Here is a 20333-nt window from a genome sequence, read left to right on the forward strand (position 1 = left end):
TGCATGTATTAGGCACGCCGCCAGCGTTCGTCCTGAGCCAGGATCAAACTCTCCATAATAGTAAAACTATTTGAAAGCTTAATTGCTCATTTGCGTTGCTAGCGAGATTTTACAATCTCTTTTTTGAACGATTTCTCGTTCGTGCTTACTCACTCGTTGTTCAGTTTTCAAAGATCAATTTCTCTTGTTCAACCTGCTCTCTTTCGAAAGCCGGAAGACCAATATACCATACCGAGAATTACTTTGCAACTTATTTTTGTAAGTTGTTTTTGTTAAGCTCTTTGTTGTCTCAGCGGCAACTTTTATAAGATACCACAGACGCCATGGACATTGCAAGTACTATTTTAAAAAGTTTCGAGACACCGATCGGCGCCTCGAAACTTAAGCCATTATTCACCTTGACGTTCACGCATAAGCGGAAATAGCAGTACATCTCGAATGGACGGTGCATTCGTCAATAGCATAACCAATCGGTCAATTCCTATTCCTAAACCACCCGTTGGAGGCATACCATATTCAAGCGCACGAATGAAGTCTTCATCCATCTCATGTGCTTCGTCATTGCCTTGCTCTTTCTCACGAAGCTGAGCTTCAAAACGCTCTCTTTGATCGATAGGATCATTAAGCTCCGTAAATGCATTGGCATGCTCACGCGCTACGATAAAGAGTTCGAAGCGATCCGTGAAGCGCGGATCCTCGGGGTTCTTTTTGGCAAGCGGTGAAATTTCTAAAGGATGTCCGTAAATAAAGGTCGGTTGTATTAAGGTCTCTTCAACAAATGTTTCGAAGAATTGATTCACAATATGACCGAATGTCATATGAGGCTCAACTTGTACATGATGCTCTTTGGCCAAGCGATGAGCTTCCTCGTTCGACATGTGAACGCTAAAGTCCACACCCTTAACTTCTTTAATGGCATCCACCATGGATACACGTCTCCAGCCAACAGCTAGATTAACCTCGTGATCGCCATATGGAACCGTTGTACCACCAAGAACCTCTTGCGCAATATGTGCAATAAGCTCCTCCGTAAGCTTCATGATGTCTTTATAGTCGGCATAAGCCTCATAAAGTTCTATCATCGTAAACTCCGGATTGTGACGGGTAGAGATACCTTCGTTACGGTATACACGCCCAATTTCGTATACTTTCTCTAATCCACCAACAATCAGACGCTTCAGATGAAGCTCAATCGCAATACGCATATGCAGCTGCATGTCTAGAGCATTATGATGTGTGTTAAAAGGACGCGCAGACGCTCCACCTGCTACGGAGTGTAATGTAGGTGTCTCCACTTCTAAATAGCCCAGAGAATCCAAGTACCGACGCATGGACTGGATAATACGGGAACGAAGAATAAATGTCTGCTGCACATCTTGATTCATAATCAAATCAACGTAACGTTGACGATAGCGCAGCTCTACATCACTAAGACCATGGAATTTATCCGGCAGCGGAAGCAAGGATTTGGTCAAAATCTCAAGCGATTTCACTTTAATAGAAGTTTCGCCGGTTTTTGTTTTGAAAACAACACCCTGAACCCCAACCATATCGCCTAGATCCAGAAGATCAAAGGCTTGGTATTTGTTTGCGTCTAGTGCATCTTCACGCACATAGATTTGAATTTTGCCTGTAATGTCTTGAAGATGTGCGAAGCTGGCTTTACCCATGCCTCTTTTTTGCATAATACGTCCGGCGATACTGACCTCATGTTGTTCAGCATCCAACTCTTCTTTGGTTTTATCTTGGTATGCAGTAAGGATTTCTTTCGTTGAATGCGTCCTTACGTATTTGCTACCAAAAGGATCGACCCCTAGACCGCGAAGCTCGTCCAATTTATTACGGCGAATGACGAGCAATTCGTTCAATTCCAATTCCTGGCTCATGCTTTCATCTCCTACTTATTAGTAAAGGGTGCTAAAACCGGAAAAAAGCTTCCGAAAGGAAGCTTTCCAAAGGAATGCGGCTGCACGCTACTTTTTAATATCAATAATTTGATACTGAATGACGCCTGCAGGAACGACAACGTCAACGTTCGCGCCCCTTTGTTTACCTAAAATAGCTCTACCTACAGGGCTTTCATTGGAAATCTTATTCATCAACGGATCGGATTCCGCCGTACCTACGATGTTATACTCAACCAAATCACCGAATTCCAAATCCTTCAGCGTTACGATTGAGCCAACACTCACGGTGTTGGTATCGACATCATCGTTATTAATAATACGCGCATTGCGCAGCAATTTTTCTAAAGTAATGATTCTGCCTTCAATAAAAGCTTGTTCGTTCTTCGCGTCTTCGTACTCTGAGTTCTCACTGATATCGCCATATCCGATGGCAACCTTGATTCTCTCAGCCACTTCCCGGCGCTTCACTGATTTCAGATGCTCAAGCTCATCTTCGAGCTTTCTTAAACCTTCTGGTGTAAGAATGACCTCTTTTTCAGCCATTTCCAACTGATCTCCCGTCATGTGAAAGATTTTCATATCGTTGAATCGATGCTTCCTGCTAGGAGTTGGGTCTTAAAAGAGCTGATTCAAGTAGTATGAATTCACGTTTCTTAAATAAGTTAGTTGCTCGTTTGTCTTTCAATATATGCAGGAACACATTAATATTGACTGATTATATTGCAACGGTTTCAAAATGTCAATCTCAACCATAGCTGCATTTTTTATTGAAGTACGGCTGATTCTTCATTCGTAGGTGATGAGGAATGCGCATAGAGATGCTCGACATAATCATTCAAAGCTCGCACCATTTCATCACGCTTCAACATCTCCATAAGCGCATCCTTCACACGAGCTGCCCCAGTCATACCCTTGAGGTACCACGCCATATGTTTGCGCATCTCTTTCACGGCAACATGCTCACCCTTAAGAGCAACAAGACGGTCCATGTGTAATATCGCGATGCGGATCTTCTCTTCCGGTGTCGGCTCAGGCGGTAATTCACCATTAGCAAGGTATTGTACGGTACGGTAAAGCATCCAAGGGTTGCCTAACGCGCCGCGTCCAATCATCACGCCATCTACACCCGTATGGTCTAACATGCGTTTTGCATCCTCAGGTGTCACAACATCACCGTTCCCGATAACGGGAATCGAGAGAGCTTGCTTAACATCACGAATGATGTCCCAATCCGCTTTACCTGTATACAGCTGCTCACGCGTACGGCCGTGGACGCTTACTGCGCTTCCACCGCCTCTTTCGACAGCTTTAGCATTTTCTATCGCATAAATGTGCTCGGAATCCCAACCGATACGCATCTTCACAGTTACTGGTTTGCTTACTGCCGCAACAACGGTTGCGATCATTTCTTCAATTTTCTCAGGTTGGAGCAACCATCTTGCACCAGCGTCACACTTTGTGATTTTCGGTACTGGACAACCCATATTTATATCAATAATGTCTGCATTCGTCTGTTGGTCAACGATTCTAGCCGCTTGCACAAGCGTCTCGGTATCGCCTCCAAAGATTTGCAGACTTAGCGGTTTTTCTCGATCATCAACATAAAGCATTTCCATCGAACGGGAATTCCCGTGAACAATGGCTTTATCACTAACCATTTCTGCACAAACTAAACCCGTACCAAATTCTTTGGCTATGAGTCGGAACGCAGGGTTACAAACACCCGCCATTGGGGCAAGCACGACTTTATTGGGAGCTTCGACATTTCCTATTTTCAGCACCGAAGATTCCACTCCTCTCATCTCGCAACCGCCGCGACTAACTCATCCGGTTCAATATTCAGGACTTGCGAGATTTTATTTATTATTTTGGTATCCGGTTTACGTGTACCTCTTTCAATAGCACCTAAGATGGCAATCGACACACCGAGTAAATCAGCTAATTCGTTCTGAGTGTACCCTTTTAACTTACGAAAAGCGCGTATACGCTGAGCTACTGAGCTTTTTTCCATAGGATGACGCCTTCCTTTCCTTCCAGTTTCTCCAAATGCGCGGAGATGAATTCAAATGCAGCATCTTGTCGCTTGTAGAGAACCTCAGTGAGAGGAACTAATACAAAAGCCCGCTCATGCATCCGCGGATGCGGAATGATCAAGTCGGGGGTTGTAAGCTGATGGTCGCCGTAAAGGAGTAAATCCAAATCGATCGTTCTCGGGCCCCAGCGAAGATCACGCGTTCGACCCAGTCTTTTCTCGATGGCAAGCATAGTGAACAACAACTCTTCTGCAGGTAAAACGGTGATGATTTGAATAACCATATTAAGAAAAGCAGATTGATCTACATAGCCAACCGGTTCGGTTTCGTAGATGCTGGACAATCCAGTCACCGTTATGCCCGATTCCTGATTCAGCGCTGTAATCGCATCCTGCAGATAGTGTTCACGATCATCTATATTGGATCCCAATGCGACATAAGCTATCGTGCCTTGTTCTCGTTCTTCGGCTGTCATTCATTTGCCCGCTTTCGGTTAATCTCTACAGTTACCCCGTCAAAAAATACGGCAAAGGGCGGATGCGGCTTAATGACGCGAACCGTCACTTCATTGATACTAGTATAAGTATGCAGCAGCTCGGATGCAATATTTTCTGCTAAAGCTTCAATTAATTTATAAGTTCGACCTTCCACAACCTCTTTGACTTTGAAAAATACTTCCCCGTAATTAACCGTATCATCCAGATGATCCGACTTGCCGGGTTTGTCCAGCGGAAGCATAAGCTCTACATCTACATAAAAGCGTTGACCGAGCTTATTCTCTTCCGGAAAAACACCATGATTACCAAAGAACTGCATGCGGGAGAGTGTTATTTTGTCCAATGTAAGAGCCTCCAAGTTTAGGTTAACTGCGAACGAATGATGGCATCTGTCATAACCACTAAACGTTTCATCGCTTGAATATCGTGTACTCTGATCATCCCACAGCCTTGGGCAATTCCAAGCACCACGGTCGATGCTGTTCCTTCCAGACGTTCTTCAGGAGGCAGATTAAGCGTTAGGCCAATGACGCTTTTGCGGGATGTGCCTAAAAGGACCGGATATCCGAGATCGACGATCGTACGCAGATGATTCATGAGGAACAAATTCTGCTCGTAGGTTTTGGCGAATCCGATGCCCGGATCTAAAATAATACGTTCTTCCCGAACGCCAATTTCTCTGGCTTGATTCGCATAGAGTTGTAAATCGGTAGTAACGTCACGGAGAAAATCAGAATAAGTCGGGTTCACACGATTATGCGTGATGATAAACGGACAATCGTAGCTGGCCGCAACTTCTGCCATTCGAGCGTCGGCTTGGCCTCCCCAAACATCGTTGATGATATGCGCTCCCGCTTCTAATGCTTGCTTCGCGACCTCCGCTTTGTAAGTATCTATAGAAATAGGAATGTTTACTTCCTTACTTATTGCCTCAATGACCGGAATAACCCGCTGCAGTTCTTCTTCTTGTGTGACCTTGGCAAAACCCGGTCGGGTCGATTCTCCCCCGATATCAATGATGTCAGCGCCTTCGGCTACCATTTGGCGAGCTCTGCGCACCGCATCCTCTACCCTTACGTAATTCCCACCGTCCGAGAAGGAGTCCGGGGTTACGTTTAATATGCCCATAATGATCGTTCGATCACCAATGGGCAGCTCATGTCCTCTACAGGATAACACTTTCATTACCGTTCACTTCCTGTTGTTATTAGATGTTAGTTATAAAGCTCGCTAAGTTGGCGGGTTATCGGACCTACGATGCCTTTTCCAACAGAGTGAATTTGTCCACTGGGTGTGAACAGTGTCGTAATGGGTACGATCTCTTGTATGGAATTAACGATAAACACCTCATCGGCTTCCAGAAGATCTTCCCATCTGTATAGGCCGCCCTGTGTTGGAATCTGCTGCTGCTGTGCCAGCTGTAACACATAGGCTCTTGTGATGCCAGGTAAGATGCCTGTATCCAGCGATGGCGTATAGCAGGCTCTATCCTTTATGAAAAAGATGTTGCTCACAATGCCCTCAGCCACGTAACCTTCTTCGGTCAGCATTAGGCCTTCTGCGCCAGCTGCCCAGTCATACTGCTGCAGCTCTCTTTTAGCAAGGATATTATTCATATAGTGAAAGGACTTAAAGCGGTATAGTCCTTCCGGCGTATTACGAGGCAGCTTCAGCAGCTGCAGCGCTTTGCCCTGTGTATAGATCTGCTCGTCCCTTGGCGGAAGCGGCTTGATGTAAATGATCTCTGTTGGGTTTTGATAGACGCCTGATGGCAGCCCAAGGATATCAACTCCGGCCGAAACGGAGTAGCGGATATACGCATCCTCTAGGTTATTGGCTTTAAGCAGCTCATCAATCAGACGCTGAATGTGTGCAAGATTCGGCTCATAGCCAATCCCAAGCTCACGGCAGCCCTCTGTTAGACGCCGAAGATGCTCGGGCAGCAGGAACGGTTCTTTCTTATAGGTGCGAAATGTCTCAAAAAGGCCGAGGCCGTAAAGAAAGCCGTGATCGTAAACCGAGACCACAGCTTCCTTATCATTTGTTAGAATCCCATTGACACTAATAATCATAAATTAAACTCCCGCTTTGGCCGTGCGGCGAAGAAAATTCCGCAGGATCTGATGACCGTGCTGAGTAATGATCGATTCTGGGTGGAACTGCACGCCTTCAATCGGATATTCCTTATGGCGTAATGCCATAATTTCACCCTCAGCTGTACGCGCACTAACTTCCAAGCAATCAGGCAGCGTCTCGGTTTTGACAATTAAGGAATGATACCGAGTCGCTATAAAAGGGGATGGAAGCCCCTCGAACAAGGTTTTACCATCATGGAAAATCTCCGAAGTTTTACCATGCATTAATCGCTCTGCGCGAATGACGTCGCCGCCAAAAGCTTGACCAATCGATTGATGGCCTAGACAGACGCCGAAGATGGGAATTTTGCCCTTGAAATGGTCGATAAGTGATAAGCTAATTCCGGCTTCATTCGGCGTGCAAGGACCCGGAGATATTAGAATATGATCGGGCGCCAAAGCCTCAACGCCAGCTAAATCAATTTCGTCATTACGACGAACGACGACTTCTTCACCGATCTCCCCCAAATATTGGACGAGGTTGTACGTAAACGAATCATAATTATCAATCACTAAAATCATTCTAAGCTCCCCTTTCGTCAGCCCTGCTAGGGCTTAAGCTCGGCTCATGCTCCGCTCGCTATATTCTATCGCTTTCCACATTGCTTTGGCTTTATTCAAGGATTCAATGTACTCACGTTCAGGTATGGAATCAATAACGATGCCTGCCCCTGCTTGAATGTGGCCCATCCCTTGAACAGCTACCAGCGTCCGTATAATTATATTAAATTCCATATTTCCATTATAGTCAATCCACCCCATGGATCCTGTATAAGGTCCACGGCGAACTGGCTCTAATTCTTCAATAATTTCCATGGTGCGAATCTTTGGAGCACCTGTAATCGTGCCTCCTGGGAAGGTCGCCGCAATGACATCATAGGCGTCCTTCCCCTCTGCGAGCTCGCCGACGACTTCCGAGACGATATGCATCACATGGGAGTAGTATTCGATGACCATGAAGTCTTTCACATGGACGGAGCCGTACTTCGAGATGCGGCCGAGATCGTTGCGCTCGAGATCGACCAGCATGACGTGCTCGGCGCGCTCTTTGTCATTGTCGATGAGCTCGCCGGCTAGGCGCAGATCATCCTGCTCGTCCTTGCCGCGCGGGCGCGTGCCAGCGATAGGACGCGTCCGCAGGACGCCGTCCTCGAGCTGCACGAGCAGCTCTGGCGAGCCGGAGACGAGGGCGAAGCCTGCGAAGCGCAGCAAGCCCATGTAAGGCGAGGGATTGACGATGCGCAGCGCCTCGTAGATCTCCTCCGGCGTCGTGCGAAGCTGCCGGCTCTGTCTAACGGACAAGTTGACTTGGAACACGTCACCTTGGGAGATGTAGGCTTGGATGCGCTGCACCGCCGCGATGAAATCGGCTTTGCCGAAGGCAGGCTGGATGCCTGCGATGCTCTCGACGTCGATGTGCAGCTGCTCACGCGCTATCGCTGGTTGTTCCGCACCACTCAGGTGCGAGCCTGACCAGCTGCTGGAGCGGATCGCATGCCAGCGTGCGAGCATCGCTTCAGCCTCAGCGTGCGCCTGTGCGTAAAGCTGCCGGAGATAAGTGTCATCGGCTGCTCGGCTCTTCTCAAGCGGCATATGCACCGCAATGTACAGGCTCTTATCGATATGATCCAAGGTCCAAACTTGATCATACATAGCGAAGCTATAATCCGGAATCGGCAAGTCATTTGCCGCTTGCTCCTGGAGTTTCTCAATGGTGCGGATCACGTCATAGCTCCAATAACCTACACAGCCGCCAAGAAACTTAGGGGCTCCTTCGACTTTGGGGCTGTGATAAGCGGACATCCATTGCTTCACAATGTCTAGCGGATTTCCATGCAAGCGTGAAACTTGAGGCTTCCCCTTTTCAACTGGGTTGGCCATGGTCATTTCCGCATCCAAACCAGTTCCATGAACCGTAGAAAATGGCTGTAAACCGAAGAACGTGTAACGCCCCCCTTTGCCGCTTTCTAGGACAAAGGAATCAGGCGCGGCCACTTTCCATGCTTCTTGCCAAGAAGCGATCCGGTCGTCGGCAAGTCCCAGTTTAATGACATAAGGCAGCATCGTGTACGTGGAGGACCAATTACGCCACTGCTCTACTGTTGTTAGGATCAATACTTGCCCTCCTTCCTGTGACATCCGATGATTAGTTGTCCATTAGTATACTCCAACCTTACACAGAAAAAAAGCCCCCAGCAGCAGTAGCTGGAAGCTCGTTCGTAGCAAGTAATCTTATTGCTCTTCGAATTGATAAAGTGGCGTAGAAAGGTAACGCTCACCGTTACTTGGAATCACAGCAATTACACGTTTGCCTGCACCAAGTTCTTTAGCAACTTTAAGCGCCGCAAAAATCGCTGCACCGGAGGAGATACCACCAAGGATACCTTCCTCTTTGGCAACACGACGTGAAGTTTCGAACGCATCTTCGTTCTCTACGGCAATAATTTCGTCGTAGATGCTTGTGTTCAGAATGTCTGGAACAAAGCCTGCGCCGATACCTTGAATTTTATGAGGACCTGGCTTGCCGCCGGAAAGTACCGGGGATGCAGCAGGTTCAATGGCATAGATCTTGATGTTCGGGAAGTTTTCTTTCAGTACGCCACCTGCGCCTGTAATGGTTCCGCCCGTACCGATACCCGCAATGAAAGCGTCCAATTTGCCATCGTGTGCATTAATCGCTTCAACGATTTCTGGACCTGTTGTTTCACGGTGAACTTTCACGTTTGCTAGGTTCTTGAATTGTTGTGGGATGAAGTAGGAAGGATTCTCTGCTTGAAGCTCCTCAGCACGTTTGATCGCGCCCTTCATTCCTTCTGCTCCTGGCGTCAGAACCAGCTGAGCCCCGTAAGCGCGAAGCAGATTACGTCTTTCCAAAGACATCGTTTCTGGCATAACCAGAATCGCCTTGTATCCTTTAGCAGCTGCGACTAAAGCTATTCCGATTCCTGTGTTACCGCTAGTTGGCTCAACAATCGTATCGCCCGGCTTCAATATACCTTCTTGCTCAGCTACTTCGATCATGGAGATGGCAATACGGTCCTTTACGCTGGCACCTGGATTTTGGTACTCGAGTTTCACATAAATCTCTGCGCTTCCTTCTGGAACAACGCGGTTTAAACGAACAAGCGGTGTATCGCCAATCAAATCCGTAATGCTTTGCACTAATCTTGCCATGCTAATTCCCCTCCAGGTTAAATAATCGATGATTTCCGAGTTAATTAGTCGGTATTAATACATTAATCTTATCAATGCACTTACTGGTTGTCAACCATATTTTCACAGAATGTCAACGCAATTGAGGGTCAAGGATGTTAACCTTCCATTTTCCTCGAAGCTGCTGCACATAATCCTTGAGAGGCGGTGCTTCCCGAAGCGCTAGCTCTCTCCGCACATTTTCTCGAACGAAAGCAAGATCTGGATTTACTTTCTCTCGCCGATTTTTCAGCTTCACAATCGCGAATCCTTGTGGCAGAGGGACAGGCTTACTCACTTCTCCAACCTTCAGTAGTTTCGCCGTTTCAAGAACGGGAGCAGCAACAAAGGGATCGTCTCCTTCAATCCAACCCAAATCACCGCCGGTGTTATTGGTTGCATCATCTAGGGAACGATCTCTGGCAAGGGTCGCAAAACTCTCTCCTTTTGCCAGCTCCGCAATGACTTTATTCGCTTGATCCTTGGTTGACACGATAATCTGAAGAATATTATATTCGGTATCTTGCTTGAACTCATCGGCATGCGTCTTCATATAGTCTTCTACCTGAGCATCCGTTATCTGAATATGTTTGGTTGCGAGCTTCTCGAGTAACAATTTATTGGTTACATCTTCCTTGATTTCTTGCTCTGACAAACCTAACTGATTTTGCATGGATGCATAAAATTGTTGTTCACTCTCATAACCTTGCTGCATCCGTTTCAACTCACGGTTAATCTCCGCGCTTCCAATCGAAGTCCCTGTCTCGTTTCCTTCCAGACGTATCACTTCACGATCCAACATTTGACCCAGCAGTTCTGCCCCATAATGACGTTCAAGAGCTGTTTGAAGCTCCAGAATGGTCATTCCACGATCTCCAACTTTGGCGACTACCCGATCATTCTTCTGCTCACCCTGCTTCTCAGGTTTTGGTGGTTGACTTGGTTCTGATTGGTTTATGGTATGGGTGACCAGCAAGGATGCGAGCACGAGATTACCTACAGCCATCACGATAATGACTCCCCACAATCGCTTCACGTTCTGCATCCTGACTCCCTCTTTACATCTATAATGCTGCTTGCTCTATAGTTCAATCATCTGCTTCAAATCATCTTCGTTAAAGCGATAAGCTTCATTGCAGAAATGACAAACGACTTCAGCAAACCCTTCATCTTCAAGAATTTCTTGCAGCTCTGTCTTCCCTAAGGAAATAAGTGTTGTTTCAACTCTTTCACGACTACATTTACAGCGGAACATAACATCCATCTGAACAAGCTTCTGGAAAGATGGTAGTACGGTTTGAAGGATTTCTTCTAGATTCAAACCCCCACCGAGCATACTTGTGAAAGATGGAATGCGAGAGAGCATCTCTTCAATGTCCCCAATTTCGTCATTTGTTAATCCTGGGAGCAGTTGAATAACGAATCCGCCTGAGGCAAGAATGGAGTGATCCGTATTGACCAATACCCCTAGCGCAACAGCTGAAGGCGTTTGTTCAGACTTGGCAAAATAATAAGTGAAATCTTCAGCCAATTCTCCTGAAATGATCGGAACGCTGCCTTTATAAGGCTCTTTCATACCTAAATCTTTCGTTATGTACAAAAATCCATCAGTTCCCACCGCAGCAGCAACATCTAGCTTCCCATTCTCTTTAAGTGGAGGATCGACTAACGGATTATCAACATAACCGCGTACCTCACCCTTCGCATTGGCATCAACCACAATTTGACCGATAGGTCCATCGCCTTTTACTTGAACAATGAGATGTTCTTCACCCTTGAGCATAGCTGCAATGAGAAGTCCCGCAGCTGCCGTTCTTCCTAATGCGGCCGTGGCTGTTGGTGTTGTTTGGTGTCTTCGGCTAAGTTCTTCTGTGAGGACAGTCGTTTCAACGGCAAAAGCGCGAACTTTTCCACCCAGCGCCGTTCCTCGAATCAAATAATCGCCCATATTAAATCCTTTCCTTAAACAGCTTATGCATTTTTCTCATAAATCATTTGTAGACCTTGCAGGGTCAACAGTGGATTGACGATCTGAATAGTACGAGATTCACTGGAAATCAGCTCCGCAAGACCACCCGTAGCAATAACTGTTGGATTGACATTAAATTCTTGAATGACACGCTCGACAATCCCATCAACTTGGCCTACATAGCCGAAAATAATCCCTGCTTGCATAGCCGCTACGGTATTACGACCGACGACACTCTTCGGCTTTACCAGCTCGATGCGCGGCAGCTTCGCCGCCTTTTGATATAAGGCTTCCGTTGAGATCCCGATTCCCGGTGCAATCGCGCAGCCAACAAGCTGTTGGGAAGGATCGATGTAGTCGTATGTGGTGGCCGTCCCGAAATCAACAATAATACAAGGTGCCCCGTACAGCTCAAGAGCCGCGACAGCATTTACTATGCGATCAGCGCCGACCTCTTTGGGATTGTCTACACGCACGTTCAGTCCTGTCTTAATACCAGGACCAACTATGAATGGCGTCCTTTTCAAATAGTGTAAGCAAAGGTTTTCCATTACATTCATAAGCGGAGGAACAACGGAAGAGACAATGACACCTTCCACCTGCGCGAATGAGATGCCCGAGTGTTGAAAAAGGCTATGCAGCTGCATCCCGTACTCATCGACTGTCGCTGAACGGTTCGTACTTACCCGCCAGTGATGAAGGAGCGTTCGCTCTTGATAGAGGCCGAGCACAATGTTCGTATTCCCAACATCGATAACGAGAATCATAGTGCCGTCTCCTTCCGCTCATTCAGATCTAAGGAGATGTCAAGAGCTGCAACTGAATACGTCAAGCGCCCAACGGAGATCACATCGACGCCCGTTTCTGCCATCGCTTTAATGGTCTGAGGTGTCACAGAACCTGAGCCCTCTACTACAATATGCGGCGCTTTACTTTTAATTATGGAAACTGCTTCTTTCATCTTCTCAGGAATCATATTATCGAGCATGATGATATCCGCACCAACCGCTAATGCTTCGTGCAATTGCTCAAAATTCTCGACCTCCACCTCGATCTTCATCGTGTGGGGGATCTGCTGTCGAGCCGCTTGCACAGCTTGTGTGATGCCGCCTGAACCTTTAATATGATTATCTTTAATCATCACAGCATCGTAGAGTCCGAATCGGTGATTATGACCACCACCCACTCGTACAGCATACTTCTCAAGCAGTCTGTGTCCCGGAGTCGTCTTCCGTGTATCAACAAGTCTAGTCGGCACGCCTTCTAAAGCATCGACAAACTCACGAGTCTTGGTTGCAATTCCTGATAATCGCTGCATCAAATTAAGGCTTAATCGTTCACCTAGCAGAATACTACGCGTATTGCCTTCCACTTCAGCTAGTATGGTCCCTTTATAAACAGACGATCCTTCAACTACTTTTGTTTCAAAACGAAGAGAATCATCAACCACAGCAAAAACTTCTTGGGCGATTCGGAGTCCACAGACAATTCCGTCTTCTTTGACGTGGATAATCCCTTTGGACGCATGTTCCAAAGGGATCGTTGTCAGAGTAGTGACATCGCCGGTTCCAATATCCTCTTCCAGCCAAAGCCGAATATGTTTACGAATGAGTTCCATATTTAAATCGAGCATGTTAAATCCACTCCTCAATGCTATCTTCCCCGCGCTTAAAAACAATATGCTTCTTCCATACTTGATCATCCCGTTCGGGGAAATCTTCCCGGTAATGACCGCCACGACTTTCTTCCCGCGCTAGAGCCGCTGTTGTCGTAAGAAGTGCACAATTGAGTAAATTAGCAAACTCATAATCTTCACGTTTCGTCATTAAAGAACCGAAGATGGAGAGTTGTCTTGCCAATTCGTCATACCCTTTTTGCAAGCCTTTGGCTGAACGTTTCAGTCCCGCGTAACGAAGCAAAACCTTTTGCAGCTTAAGCTTTTTCTCGACAACGGCTTGATTCGGGATTTCCGTTCTTGGCGCTTTGGATTCAGCGCGTATTTGAATGTTACCTTCCAAAGGAGCGAGTTTCTGTATCCGTTCGATGATTCTTCTACCGAAAACAATAGCTTCAGATAAGGAATTACTGGCTAATCGGTTAGCGCCATGTACACCTGTAGAAGACACCTCCCCACAAGCGAAAAGACGGCGGACGATCGTTTCTCCGTGTAGATCTGTCTTTACGCCGCCCATCATGTAATGAGCCGCAGGTGCAACCGGAATCCAGTCGGTGCTCATATCTAGACCGTACTTGAGACAATATTCATATATCGTTGGGAATCGATGTTTAATTAATTCTTCGGATTCGTGCGTAATGTCGATATAGACGAAAGTCGATTTACAATTCTCCATCTCGTCGACAATGGCACGGGCTACGACATCCCTTGGTGCAAGTTCTAGTTGGGGATGGTAACGCTCCATAAAGCGCTCCCCTTTGATATTACGCAGATATGCACCCTCGCCGCGCACAGCTTCCGAGATCAGGAAGCGCGGAGCACCTGGGTAGCACAGCGCCGTAGGGTGGAATTGAATAAATTCCACGTCTTGTATTTGCGCACCAGCGCGATGAGCAATAGCTATTCCATCGCCTGTAGCGATGTCAGGGTTTGTGGTGTAGCGGAACAGCTGTCCCGCACCACCGGAGCAAAGGATCGTGGCATTACCGCGGACGAATACCCGCTGGCCGCTAGGCTTCTGTACGAGTGCGCCATAGCACTCGCCATCCTGCGTGATCAGGTCGATCACGAAATGATCGTCCCAGATCTCAATGTTCGGATCTTGCTTCGTGCGTTCCGAAAGAGCTCGTACAATTTCAGCGCCTGTGGCATCGCCATGCGCATGCAAGATGCGACGCTGGCTATGCGCTCCCTCTTTGGTCAAAGCAAACTCCCCGTTCTCAAGGTCGAACTGGGTACCCATCCGAATGAGATCCTGAACGCCGTTGGGGCCTTCATGAACCAGAACGTCAACGGCCTCTGGCGAACATAGACCTGCACCTGCTATCAGGGTATCCTGCATATGATATTCCGGTGAATCCTCGTCCGATATAACAGCAGCAATTCCGCCTTGCGCATAGCGTGTGTTACTGTCGAGGAGCGATTTCTTCGTAATCATCAGCACTTTCTTATTTTCACTAGCGCGAAGAGCAGTAAATAAACCTGCAATGCCCGCGCCAATCACAATAACATCTGTATGTACATGAGGAATGGAATCTAAATCTACATCTACAAGGTATCTAGGAATCATGCCGCTTCACCTGTTCTTCACCATTAATAGCTCGCAAAGCAAACCTATCCAATGAATAAATCGACTATAGGAATGCTTTGCGAGGGTACCCTACCTATTAAACAAGAGAGTAGCGCATGCTACTTTACTTGTAACATGCGCTCTAAGGACAATCTTGCTTTATCGGCTACATCTTCTGGCACATAAATCTCTGGCTGCATCGTTTCAAGACACTTCACAATTTTCTTCAAATTGTTTACTTTCATATTCGGACATACCAAGTATTTGGTTGCAAAATGGAACTGTTTATCTGGACTGTCCAGACGAAGCTGGTATCCAGTTCCATCTTCCGTTCCAACGATAAACTCTTTGCAATCGGACTCTTTGCAATATTTGATAATCGCTGTCGTACTTCCGACGAAATCTCCCAGTTTAACAACTTCTGGACGACATTCCGGATGAACAACGAACTGAGCATTCGGGTACTGGGCTCTCATTTCTTCCACATCTTTAACGGTCAGCATATCATGCGTATTGCAATAGCCTTCCCAGATAATCACTTTTTTGCTTGTGAATTTTGATACATAGTCACCCAAATTTTTATCCGGTACCCAGATGATCTCATCTGAATCGACGGAATTGATGACGTTGATGGCATTTGCCGAAGTACAGCAAATATCAGTTTCTGATTTCACATCAGCAGATGTATTAATGTAAGCAACAACTTTGGCATTAGGATGCTGGCGTTTCAGAGCACGTAGACCTTCTACATTCACCATATCCGCCATCGGGCAGCCTGCACGTTCGTCAGGAATAATGACTGTTTTGTTAGGAGCAAGAATCTTAGCACTTTCCCCCATGAAATGAACGCCACAGAATACAATCACATCAGCATCGGTTTGCGCTGCCTTCTGCGCGAGCAGAAAGGAATCTCCCCGGAAATCGGCAACCTCTTGAACTTCGTCACGTTGATAATAATGAGCAAGAATAATAGCATTCCGTTCTTTCTTTAGCTGCAGCAACCGTTCTTTGAGTTCACGGTTCTGCTCGGCTTTGCGTTCTAATGCTAGAGCTTCCATGGTGCTTCCTCCCCTGTCTGGGACGCATAATGTACTTCTTGTCTATCTAAAAATAGGATTAACAGTAGTATGTTCTAATCGTAATAAAATTAGAGATTTACAACTAATTTACACATTCTCACATCCCCTGTCAATGCGCAAATATGCCGAAAAAACCAGAAAATCCGGGTACACCTGACGTGTACACCGGATTTACGAGTTGCTATTGCTTGTTACTCTTCGGAATGATCCGAATTAGAATCTTTATCTTTGTTTAACTCCAATTTGTTGCTTTCGCTAGATTGGCTTTGCCCTTGAATGTTCACTTTGACCTCTTCGTCATCCGCGCTTGCATTCAATTTGCCTTTCTCAAGAAGCTCGATGATTTCGTCTTTATCGAGTGTTTCTTTCTCAAGCAGCGTTTTGGCTACGAGATGAATCTGATCCGCATGCTCCGTAAGCATCGCACGAGCACGATCATAACAAGTGCGAATAAAGCTTTGCATCTCTTGATCAATCTCATAAGCAATCGCATCACTGTAGTTTTGCTCATGTCCGATATCGCGGCCTAAGAACACTTGACCTTGCGAACTGCCGAACTGCATTGGTCCTAGCTTATCGCTCATTCCATATTCCATAATCATGCGACGGACAATACCGGTTGCTTTCTGGAAGTCACTATAAGCCCCAGTGCCAATTTCTCCGATAAATAGTTCTTCGGAAACACGGCCGCCCAGGAGTCCTGTTACTTTATCCAGCAATTCGTTCTTCGTCTGCATCATGCGATCTTCGCCTTCTTTGGGCAGCATCATGACATAACCGCCAGCGCGTCCGCGCGGAACGATCGTAACTTTGTGCACCATATCGGCATTCTCTGCATAATAACCAATGATCGCGTGTCCGGCTTCATGATAAGCAACAATGCGCTTCTCAGTCTCACTGATAATCCGGCTTTTCTTCTGCGTACCAACAATAATACGGTCAAAAGCTTCCTCAATCTCAGCCATCGAAATGTCTTTACGGTTACGACGAGCAGCAATCAAAGCTGATTCGTTCAAAAGATTCTCTAGATCTGCACCTGTGAATCCAGTTGTGTAGCGAGATAGCGCGTCCAGCTTCACGTCTTTGGCAAGTGGTTTGTTGCGAGCATGTACTTTCAGTACAGCTTCGCGGCCTTTGATGTCCGGACGATCTACCGTGATTTGACGGTCGAAACGACCTGGACGCAGTAAGGCTGGGTCAAGGATATCAGGGCGGTTAGTCGCTGCAACGATAATGATACCTTCGTTCGCGCCAAATCCGTCCATTTCTACTAGCAATTGATTGAGTGTTTGTTCTCGCTCGTCATGTCCGCCGCCTAAACCAGCGCCACGTTGACGACCTACAGCATCGATCTCATCGATAAAAATGATACAAGGTGAGTTCTTCTTCGCGTTCTCGAACAAGTCACGAACACGGGAAGCACCGACACCGACGAACATCTCAACGAAGTCAGAACCTGAAATACTGAAGAATGGTACGCCTGCTTCACCAGCGACAGCTCGTGCAAGAAGGGTTTTACCGGTTCCCGGAGGACCATTGAGCAGAACCCCTTTAGGAATTCTAGCACCGACAGCTGCGAATTTCCGTGGATCTTTGAGGAATTCGACAACCTCGATCAATTCTTGCTTCTCTTCGTCTGCTCCTGCCACGTCTTCAAACGTGACGCGTTTTTTCTCCTCATTATATAAGCGGGCACGGCTTTTGCCGAAGTTCATCACTTTGCCGCCGCCACCTTGAGCCTGATTTAACAGGAAGAAAAACAAGATGAAGATAATGACGAATGGGATGATGGAAGTTAGGAAACTAATCCAAACGCTATCCCGTTCCATAGTCTCGTACGTTTCTGATGGAACGCCATTCGCTTCAATCAGCTGGACGACCATAGGCTCGAACGGAGCATGGGTTTCGAAGCTCTTCTTATCAGCACCACTTGGTGGGTTAATGTACTTACCTTTAATCAAATATGTGTATCCATCAAACTTTAATGTCACGGATTCCACATTTTTGTTAACCACCGCTTGGCGGAATTTATCGTAAGTAATTAACTCCTTTTGCTCGTTTTGGGTACTAATGAAATGGACGATACCTACAGTAACCAAAAATATAAGTAAATAAAAGCCGGTATTCCGGATAATTCGATTCATCCCGAGCCTCCTCTCAAACGGCACACGTTTATTATTTTACCACATCCCGGTAAAGCACTACAACATAACAGCGTTGACGAGTCTGCGGGAAATGACATTAGCTACTGTAGATCTCTGGTTTCAATATGCCGATAAATGGAAGGTTGCGATATTTCTCTGCATAATCCAGACCATACCCGACTACGAACTCATCTGGAAGCACATAACCTGCATATTCAGGTTCGAGATCCACAGTTCTGCGTGCCGGTTTATTAAACAGCGCAACGACCGAAATCGTCTTAGCATTGCGTCGCTCTAGCACATCTATCAGATAACTCAGCGTTAAACCGCTATCGATAATGTCCTCCACGATAAGAATATGACGTCCTTCTACGGGAACATCAAGATCTTTAATAATCTTGACAACACCAGAAGATTTCGTGGATTGACCATAGCTGGATACAGCCATGAAATCGAGTTCCAATGGTACTCTGATTTGCTTCACAAGATCAGCCATGAAAATGAAAGCTCCCTTAAGCACACAGATAACCAATGGGTTCTTACCTTCGTAATCGATGGAAAGTTTCTCCCCTAATTCTTTAATCTTGCCTTGAATTTGTTCTTCACTGTAAAGAACTTCTTGAATGTCGCTGTACAAGGATGAACCCCCTAGTTTTATATTATGAATCCTTATAAATTTACATTCTAGAAGAACGAAATTTACGCATATTACTTCAGCACTAGCTTCATATGAAGTACACGTACTGTATCTGGTCCAACCAGAGCGTGCTTGGACCTACGAAAGCCAGCAATCCAAAGAATTTGCCCGGAAGCATCGACCAGCAGTGGAATGACATCACGCCGGCTTAGCGGCATTTTGGCATCAATGAACATATCCTTTACTTTTTTGGATCCGTTTAAACCATGGGGCTCAAACCGATCTCCTGACCTGCGACTCCTTACAACTAGCGGCAAGTTAAGTTGATCTAGATCCAAAAACACGTCCGTTGCATATGAGATATAAGCAGTTGTCTCCTTCGAACTAGCCGGCACCCATGAGCAAATCAGTTTGGCTTCAACTTCCGGCAGGCTCAGCTCGCTTGTATCTAATCCAACCTCATAAGCATAAGGCTTCGGAGAAGGAGCGAAGGTCTGAAATTGAATAGATTCATATTCTCTCACAATATAAACCTGTTCATCCACCTGAAGGACTTGATTAGAAACCTTATCCTGTAAAATCAACTCACGTATACTTTCAATTCGCGTAAAATCCAACCGATCTCTTTCCAAACAAAGACAGTTTAATATTAATTTAATCAAACGCCTTTGTAAAGCAACGTGCAGCTCAGTGAAATCACGTCTTTCTATACGGCAGCAGGCTTGCTGGAAAGTAGTTATTCGGTGAAAAACCTGCTCGGCTTCTTTGGCCAAATAATCATCCTCAGCTCGCATCAAATCCGTCAATCGATTCAGTGACTCTGGAAGTTGTTCATTATACTGCTTCAGCATCGGCATTACATCAAGCCTAATCTGATTTCGAAAATACTTCCGCAGCTCATTGCTGCTGTCCTTACAATACGTCATTTCATGCTGAGCGCAATAATTCACAATATCTGTTTTGTATATACGTAAAAACGGACGAATCAGTTCCACTTTTTTTTCGCGCCTGCGTTCCGGCATGCCAACCAGACCCGAAGGGCCTGTCCCTCTCAGAATCCGCATCATGACGGTTTCGGCTTGATCATCCGCATGATGAGCGAAGGCAATACGCTTAGCGCTGTATTTCGCTGCGATCTGATGTAGAAATTCGTAGCGCTTCTCACGGGCCGCGGCTTGTCCATTGAGTGACGTTTCCTCTATATAGGCGGGCACATCAATGACGCCGATTTCACATGGAAGTCCTAGGTCATCTGCAAGCTTCCCTACGAAAGAGGCTTCCGCATCCGATTCCGCGCCGCGGAATTGATGATTCACATGCGCAACAACGAGTTGCCAGCCGTAACGCTCAGCAAGGGCAAACAGGACATGAAGCAGCCCCACGGAATCAGGTCCTCCTGAAACCGCAACGACAACTACATCTCCTGGATCGACGAGTTTTTCTTCAATAATTCGCTGTTCCACCTTGGCAACAAGATCGATTTCCATCGGGTATT

At 46.4% G+C, this 20333-nt stretch carries 20 protein-coding genes and 1 rRNA gene; all 21 read right to left on the bottom strand.

The features are described 5' to 3' along the window. A 16S ribosomal RNA gene (locus AC58UU_RS35825) occupies positions 1 to 59 on the bottom strand; the annotation flags it as partial. A gap of 330 nt (positions 60 to 389) precedes the next feature. Next, on the bottom strand, positions 390 to 1886 hold the full coding sequence (lysS, locus tag AC58UU_RS35830; RefSeq protein WP_497322268.1) for a lysine--tRNA ligase: 1497 nt from the start codon (positions 1884 to 1886) through the stop codon (positions 390 to 392). A gap of 87 nt (positions 1887 to 1973) precedes the next feature. Next, complete coding sequence (gene greA / locus AC58UU_RS35835) at positions 1974 to 2450, bottom strand: transcription elongation factor GreA (protein WP_056833844.1); 477 nt, start codon at positions 2448 to 2450, stop codon at positions 1974 to 1976. Positions 2451 to 2671: 221 nt separating this feature from the next. Further along, positions 2672 to 3688 (bottom strand): tRNA dihydrouridine synthase DusB, encoded by a 1017-nt coding sequence (gene dusB / locus AC58UU_RS35840; RefSeq protein ID WP_497322269.1) that lies wholly within the window; start codon positions 3686 to 3688, stop codon positions 2672 to 2674. A 17-nt stretch (positions 3689 to 3705) separates the two neighbouring features. Further along, the gene (locus AC58UU_RS35845) at positions 3706 to 3918 is read right to left on the bottom strand and encodes a helix-turn-helix domain-containing protein (RefSeq protein ID WP_029197803.1); all 213 of its coding nucleotides are present in this window, start codon (positions 3916 to 3918) and stop codon (positions 3706 to 3708) included. Further along, positions 3900 to 4415 (bottom strand): 2-amino-4-hydroxy-6-hydroxymethyldihydropteridine diphosphokinase, encoded by a 516-nt coding sequence (gene folK, locus AC58UU_RS35850; RefSeq protein WP_307436240.1) that lies wholly within the window; start codon positions 4413 to 4415, stop codon positions 3900 to 3902. The genes AC58UU_RS35845 and folK overlap by 19 nt, the downstream gene beginning before the upstream one ends. After that, positions 4412 to 4780 carry a dihydroneopterin aldolase gene (folB, locus tag AC58UU_RS35855; RefSeq protein WP_171649103.1) on the bottom strand — a complete coding sequence of 123 codons (369 nt, stop codon included), beginning with the start codon at positions 4778 to 4780 and terminating at the stop codon, positions 4412 to 4414. The genes folK and folB overlap by 4 nt, the downstream gene beginning before the upstream one ends. A 17-nt stretch (positions 4781 to 4797) precedes the next feature. Further along, positions 4798 to 5622 (bottom strand): dihydropteroate synthase, encoded by an 825-nt coding sequence (gene folP / locus AC58UU_RS35860; protein ID WP_497322271.1) that lies wholly within the window; start codon positions 5620 to 5622, stop codon positions 4798 to 4800. Between the two features lie 29 nt (positions 5623 to 5651). Then, positions 5652 to 6509, bottom strand: coding sequence for an aminodeoxychorismate lyase (gene pabC / locus AC58UU_RS35865; protein WP_497322273.1), 858 nt, complete (start codon positions 6507 to 6509; stop codon positions 5652 to 5654). A gap of 3 nt (positions 6510 to 6512) precedes the next feature. Then, a complete protein-coding gene (pabA, locus tag AC58UU_RS35870) occupies positions 6513 to 7094 on the bottom strand; it encodes an aminodeoxychorismate/anthranilate synthase component II (RefSeq protein ID WP_497322274.1) in 582 nt (193 codons plus the stop codon). A gap of 33 nt (positions 7095 to 7127) precedes the next feature. Further along, on the bottom strand, positions 7128 to 8687 hold the full coding sequence (locus AC58UU_RS35875; RefSeq protein WP_497322275.1) for an anthranilate synthase component I family protein: 1560 nt from the start codon (positions 8685 to 8687) through the stop codon (positions 7128 to 7130). Between the two features lie 117 nt (positions 8688 to 8804). Beyond that, the gene (gene cysK / locus AC58UU_RS35880; protein WP_497322276.1) at positions 8805 to 9746 is read right to left on the bottom strand and encodes a cysteine synthase A; all 942 of its coding nucleotides are present in this window, start codon (positions 9744 to 9746) and stop codon (positions 8805 to 8807) included. A gap of 112 nt (positions 9747 to 9858) precedes the next feature. Continuing rightward, a complete protein-coding gene (locus tag AC58UU_RS35885; protein WP_497322278.1) occupies positions 9859 to 10809 on the bottom strand; it encodes a peptidyl-prolyl cis-trans isomerase in 951 nt (316 codons plus the stop codon). A gap of 36 nt (positions 10810 to 10845) precedes the next feature. After that, positions 10846 to 11712 (bottom strand): Hsp33 family molecular chaperone HslO, encoded by an 867-nt coding sequence (gene hslO, locus AC58UU_RS35890; protein ID WP_497322279.1) that lies wholly within the window; start codon positions 11710 to 11712, stop codon positions 10846 to 10848. A 23-nt stretch (positions 11713 to 11735) separates the two neighbouring features. Continuing rightward, positions 11736 to 12500 carry a type III pantothenate kinase gene (locus AC58UU_RS35895; protein WP_029197793.1) on the bottom strand — a complete coding sequence of 255 codons (765 nt, stop codon included), beginning with the start codon at positions 12498 to 12500 and terminating at the stop codon, positions 11736 to 11738. After that, the gene (nadC, locus tag AC58UU_RS35900) at positions 12497 to 13366 is read right to left on the bottom strand and encodes a carboxylating nicotinate-nucleotide diphosphorylase (protein WP_497322280.1); all 870 of its coding nucleotides are present in this window, start codon (positions 13364 to 13366) and stop codon (positions 12497 to 12499) included. Before nadC ends, AC58UU_RS35895 begins: the two co-directional genes overlap by 4 nt. 1 nt (position 13367) lies before the next feature. Then, complete coding sequence (nadB, locus tag AC58UU_RS35905; protein ID WP_497322281.1) at positions 13368 to 14978, bottom strand: L-aspartate oxidase; 1611 nt, start codon at positions 14976 to 14978, stop codon at positions 13368 to 13370. A gap of 119 nt (positions 14979 to 15097) precedes the next feature. Next, positions 15098 to 16036: a quinolinate synthase NadA gene (gene nadA / locus AC58UU_RS35910; RefSeq protein ID WP_047682971.1), complete on the bottom strand. Its 939-nt coding sequence runs from the start codon at positions 16034 to 16036 to the stop codon at positions 15098 to 15100. 212 nt (positions 16037 to 16248) lie between these two features. Continuing rightward, the gene (gene ftsH, locus AC58UU_RS35915; RefSeq protein WP_497322282.1) at positions 16249 to 18201 is read right to left on the bottom strand and encodes an ATP-dependent zinc metalloprotease FtsH; all 1953 of its coding nucleotides are present in this window, start codon (positions 18199 to 18201) and stop codon (positions 16249 to 16251) included. 97 nt (positions 18202 to 18298) lie between these two features. Next, complete coding sequence (gene hpt / locus AC58UU_RS35920; RefSeq protein WP_029197788.1) at positions 18299 to 18838, bottom strand: hypoxanthine phosphoribosyltransferase; 540 nt, start codon at positions 18836 to 18838, stop codon at positions 18299 to 18301. 71 nt (positions 18839 to 18909) lie between these two features. Then, positions 18910 to 20325, bottom strand: coding sequence for a tRNA lysidine(34) synthetase TilS (tilS, locus tag AC58UU_RS35925; protein WP_497322283.1), 1416 nt, complete (start codon positions 20323 to 20325; stop codon positions 18910 to 18912). Positions 20326 to 20333: the final 8 nt, after the last annotated feature.

Source organism: Paenibacillus sp. JT22N1 (assembly GCF_059692155.1).

Excerpts from the sequence above, each read along its gene's own strand:
- lysS (WP_497322268.1), bottom strand. The coding sequence starts at position 1,886 with ATGAGCCAGGAATTGGAATTGAACGAATTGCTCGTCATTCGCCGTAAT.
- greA (WP_056833844.1), bottom strand. The coding sequence starts at position 2,450 with ATGGCTGAAAAAGAGGTCATTCTTACACCAGAAGGTTTAAGAAAGCTC.
- AC58UU_RS35845 (WP_029197803.1), bottom strand. The coding sequence starts at position 3,918 with ATGGAAAAAAGCTCAGTAGCTCAGCGTATACGCGCTTTTCGTAAGTTA.
- folK (WP_307436240.1), bottom strand. The coding sequence starts at position 4,415 with ATGACAGCCGAAGAACGAGAACAAGGCACGATAGCTTATGTCGCATTG.
- folP (WP_497322271.1), bottom strand. The coding sequence starts at position 5,622 with ATGAAAGTGTTATCCTGTAGAGGACATGAGCTGCCCATTGGTGATCGA.
- pabC (WP_497322273.1), bottom strand. The coding sequence starts at position 6,509 with ATGATTATTAGTGTCAATGGGATTCTAACAAATGATAAGGAAGCTGTG.
- pabA (WP_497322274.1), bottom strand. The coding sequence starts at position 7,094 with ATGATTTTAGTGATTGATAATTATGATTCGTTTACGTACAACCTCGTC.
- cysK (WP_497322276.1), bottom strand. The coding sequence starts at position 9,746 with ATGGCAAGATTAGTGCAAAGCATTACGGATTTGATTGGCGATACACCG.
- AC58UU_RS35885 (WP_497322278.1), bottom strand. The coding sequence starts at position 10,809 with ATGCAGAACGTGAAGCGATTGTGGGGAGTCATTATCGTGATGGCTGTA.
- hslO (WP_497322279.1), bottom strand. The coding sequence starts at position 11,712 with ATGGGCGATTATTTGATTCGAGGAACGGCGCTGGGTGGAAAAGTTCGC.
- AC58UU_RS35895 (WP_029197793.1), bottom strand. The coding sequence starts at position 12,500 with ATGATTCTCGTTATCGATGTTGGGAATACGAACATTGTGCTCGGCCTC.
- nadC (WP_497322280.1), bottom strand. The coding sequence starts at position 13,366 with ATGCTCGATTTAAATATGGAACTCATTCGTAAACATATTCGGCTTTGG.
- nadB (WP_497322281.1), bottom strand. The coding sequence starts at position 14,978 with ATGATTCCTAGATACCTTGTAGATGTAGATTTAGATTCCATTCCTCAT.
- nadA (WP_047682971.1), bottom strand. The coding sequence starts at position 16,036 with ATGGAAGCTCTAGCATTAGAACGCAAAGCCGAGCAGAACCGTGAACTC.
- ftsH (WP_497322282.1), bottom strand. The coding sequence starts at position 18,201 with ATGAATCGAATTATCCGGAATACCGGCTTTTATTTACTTATATTTTTG.
- tilS (WP_497322283.1), bottom strand. The coding sequence starts at position 20,325 with ATGGAAATCGATCTTGTTGCCAAGGTGGAACAGCGAATTATTGAAGAA.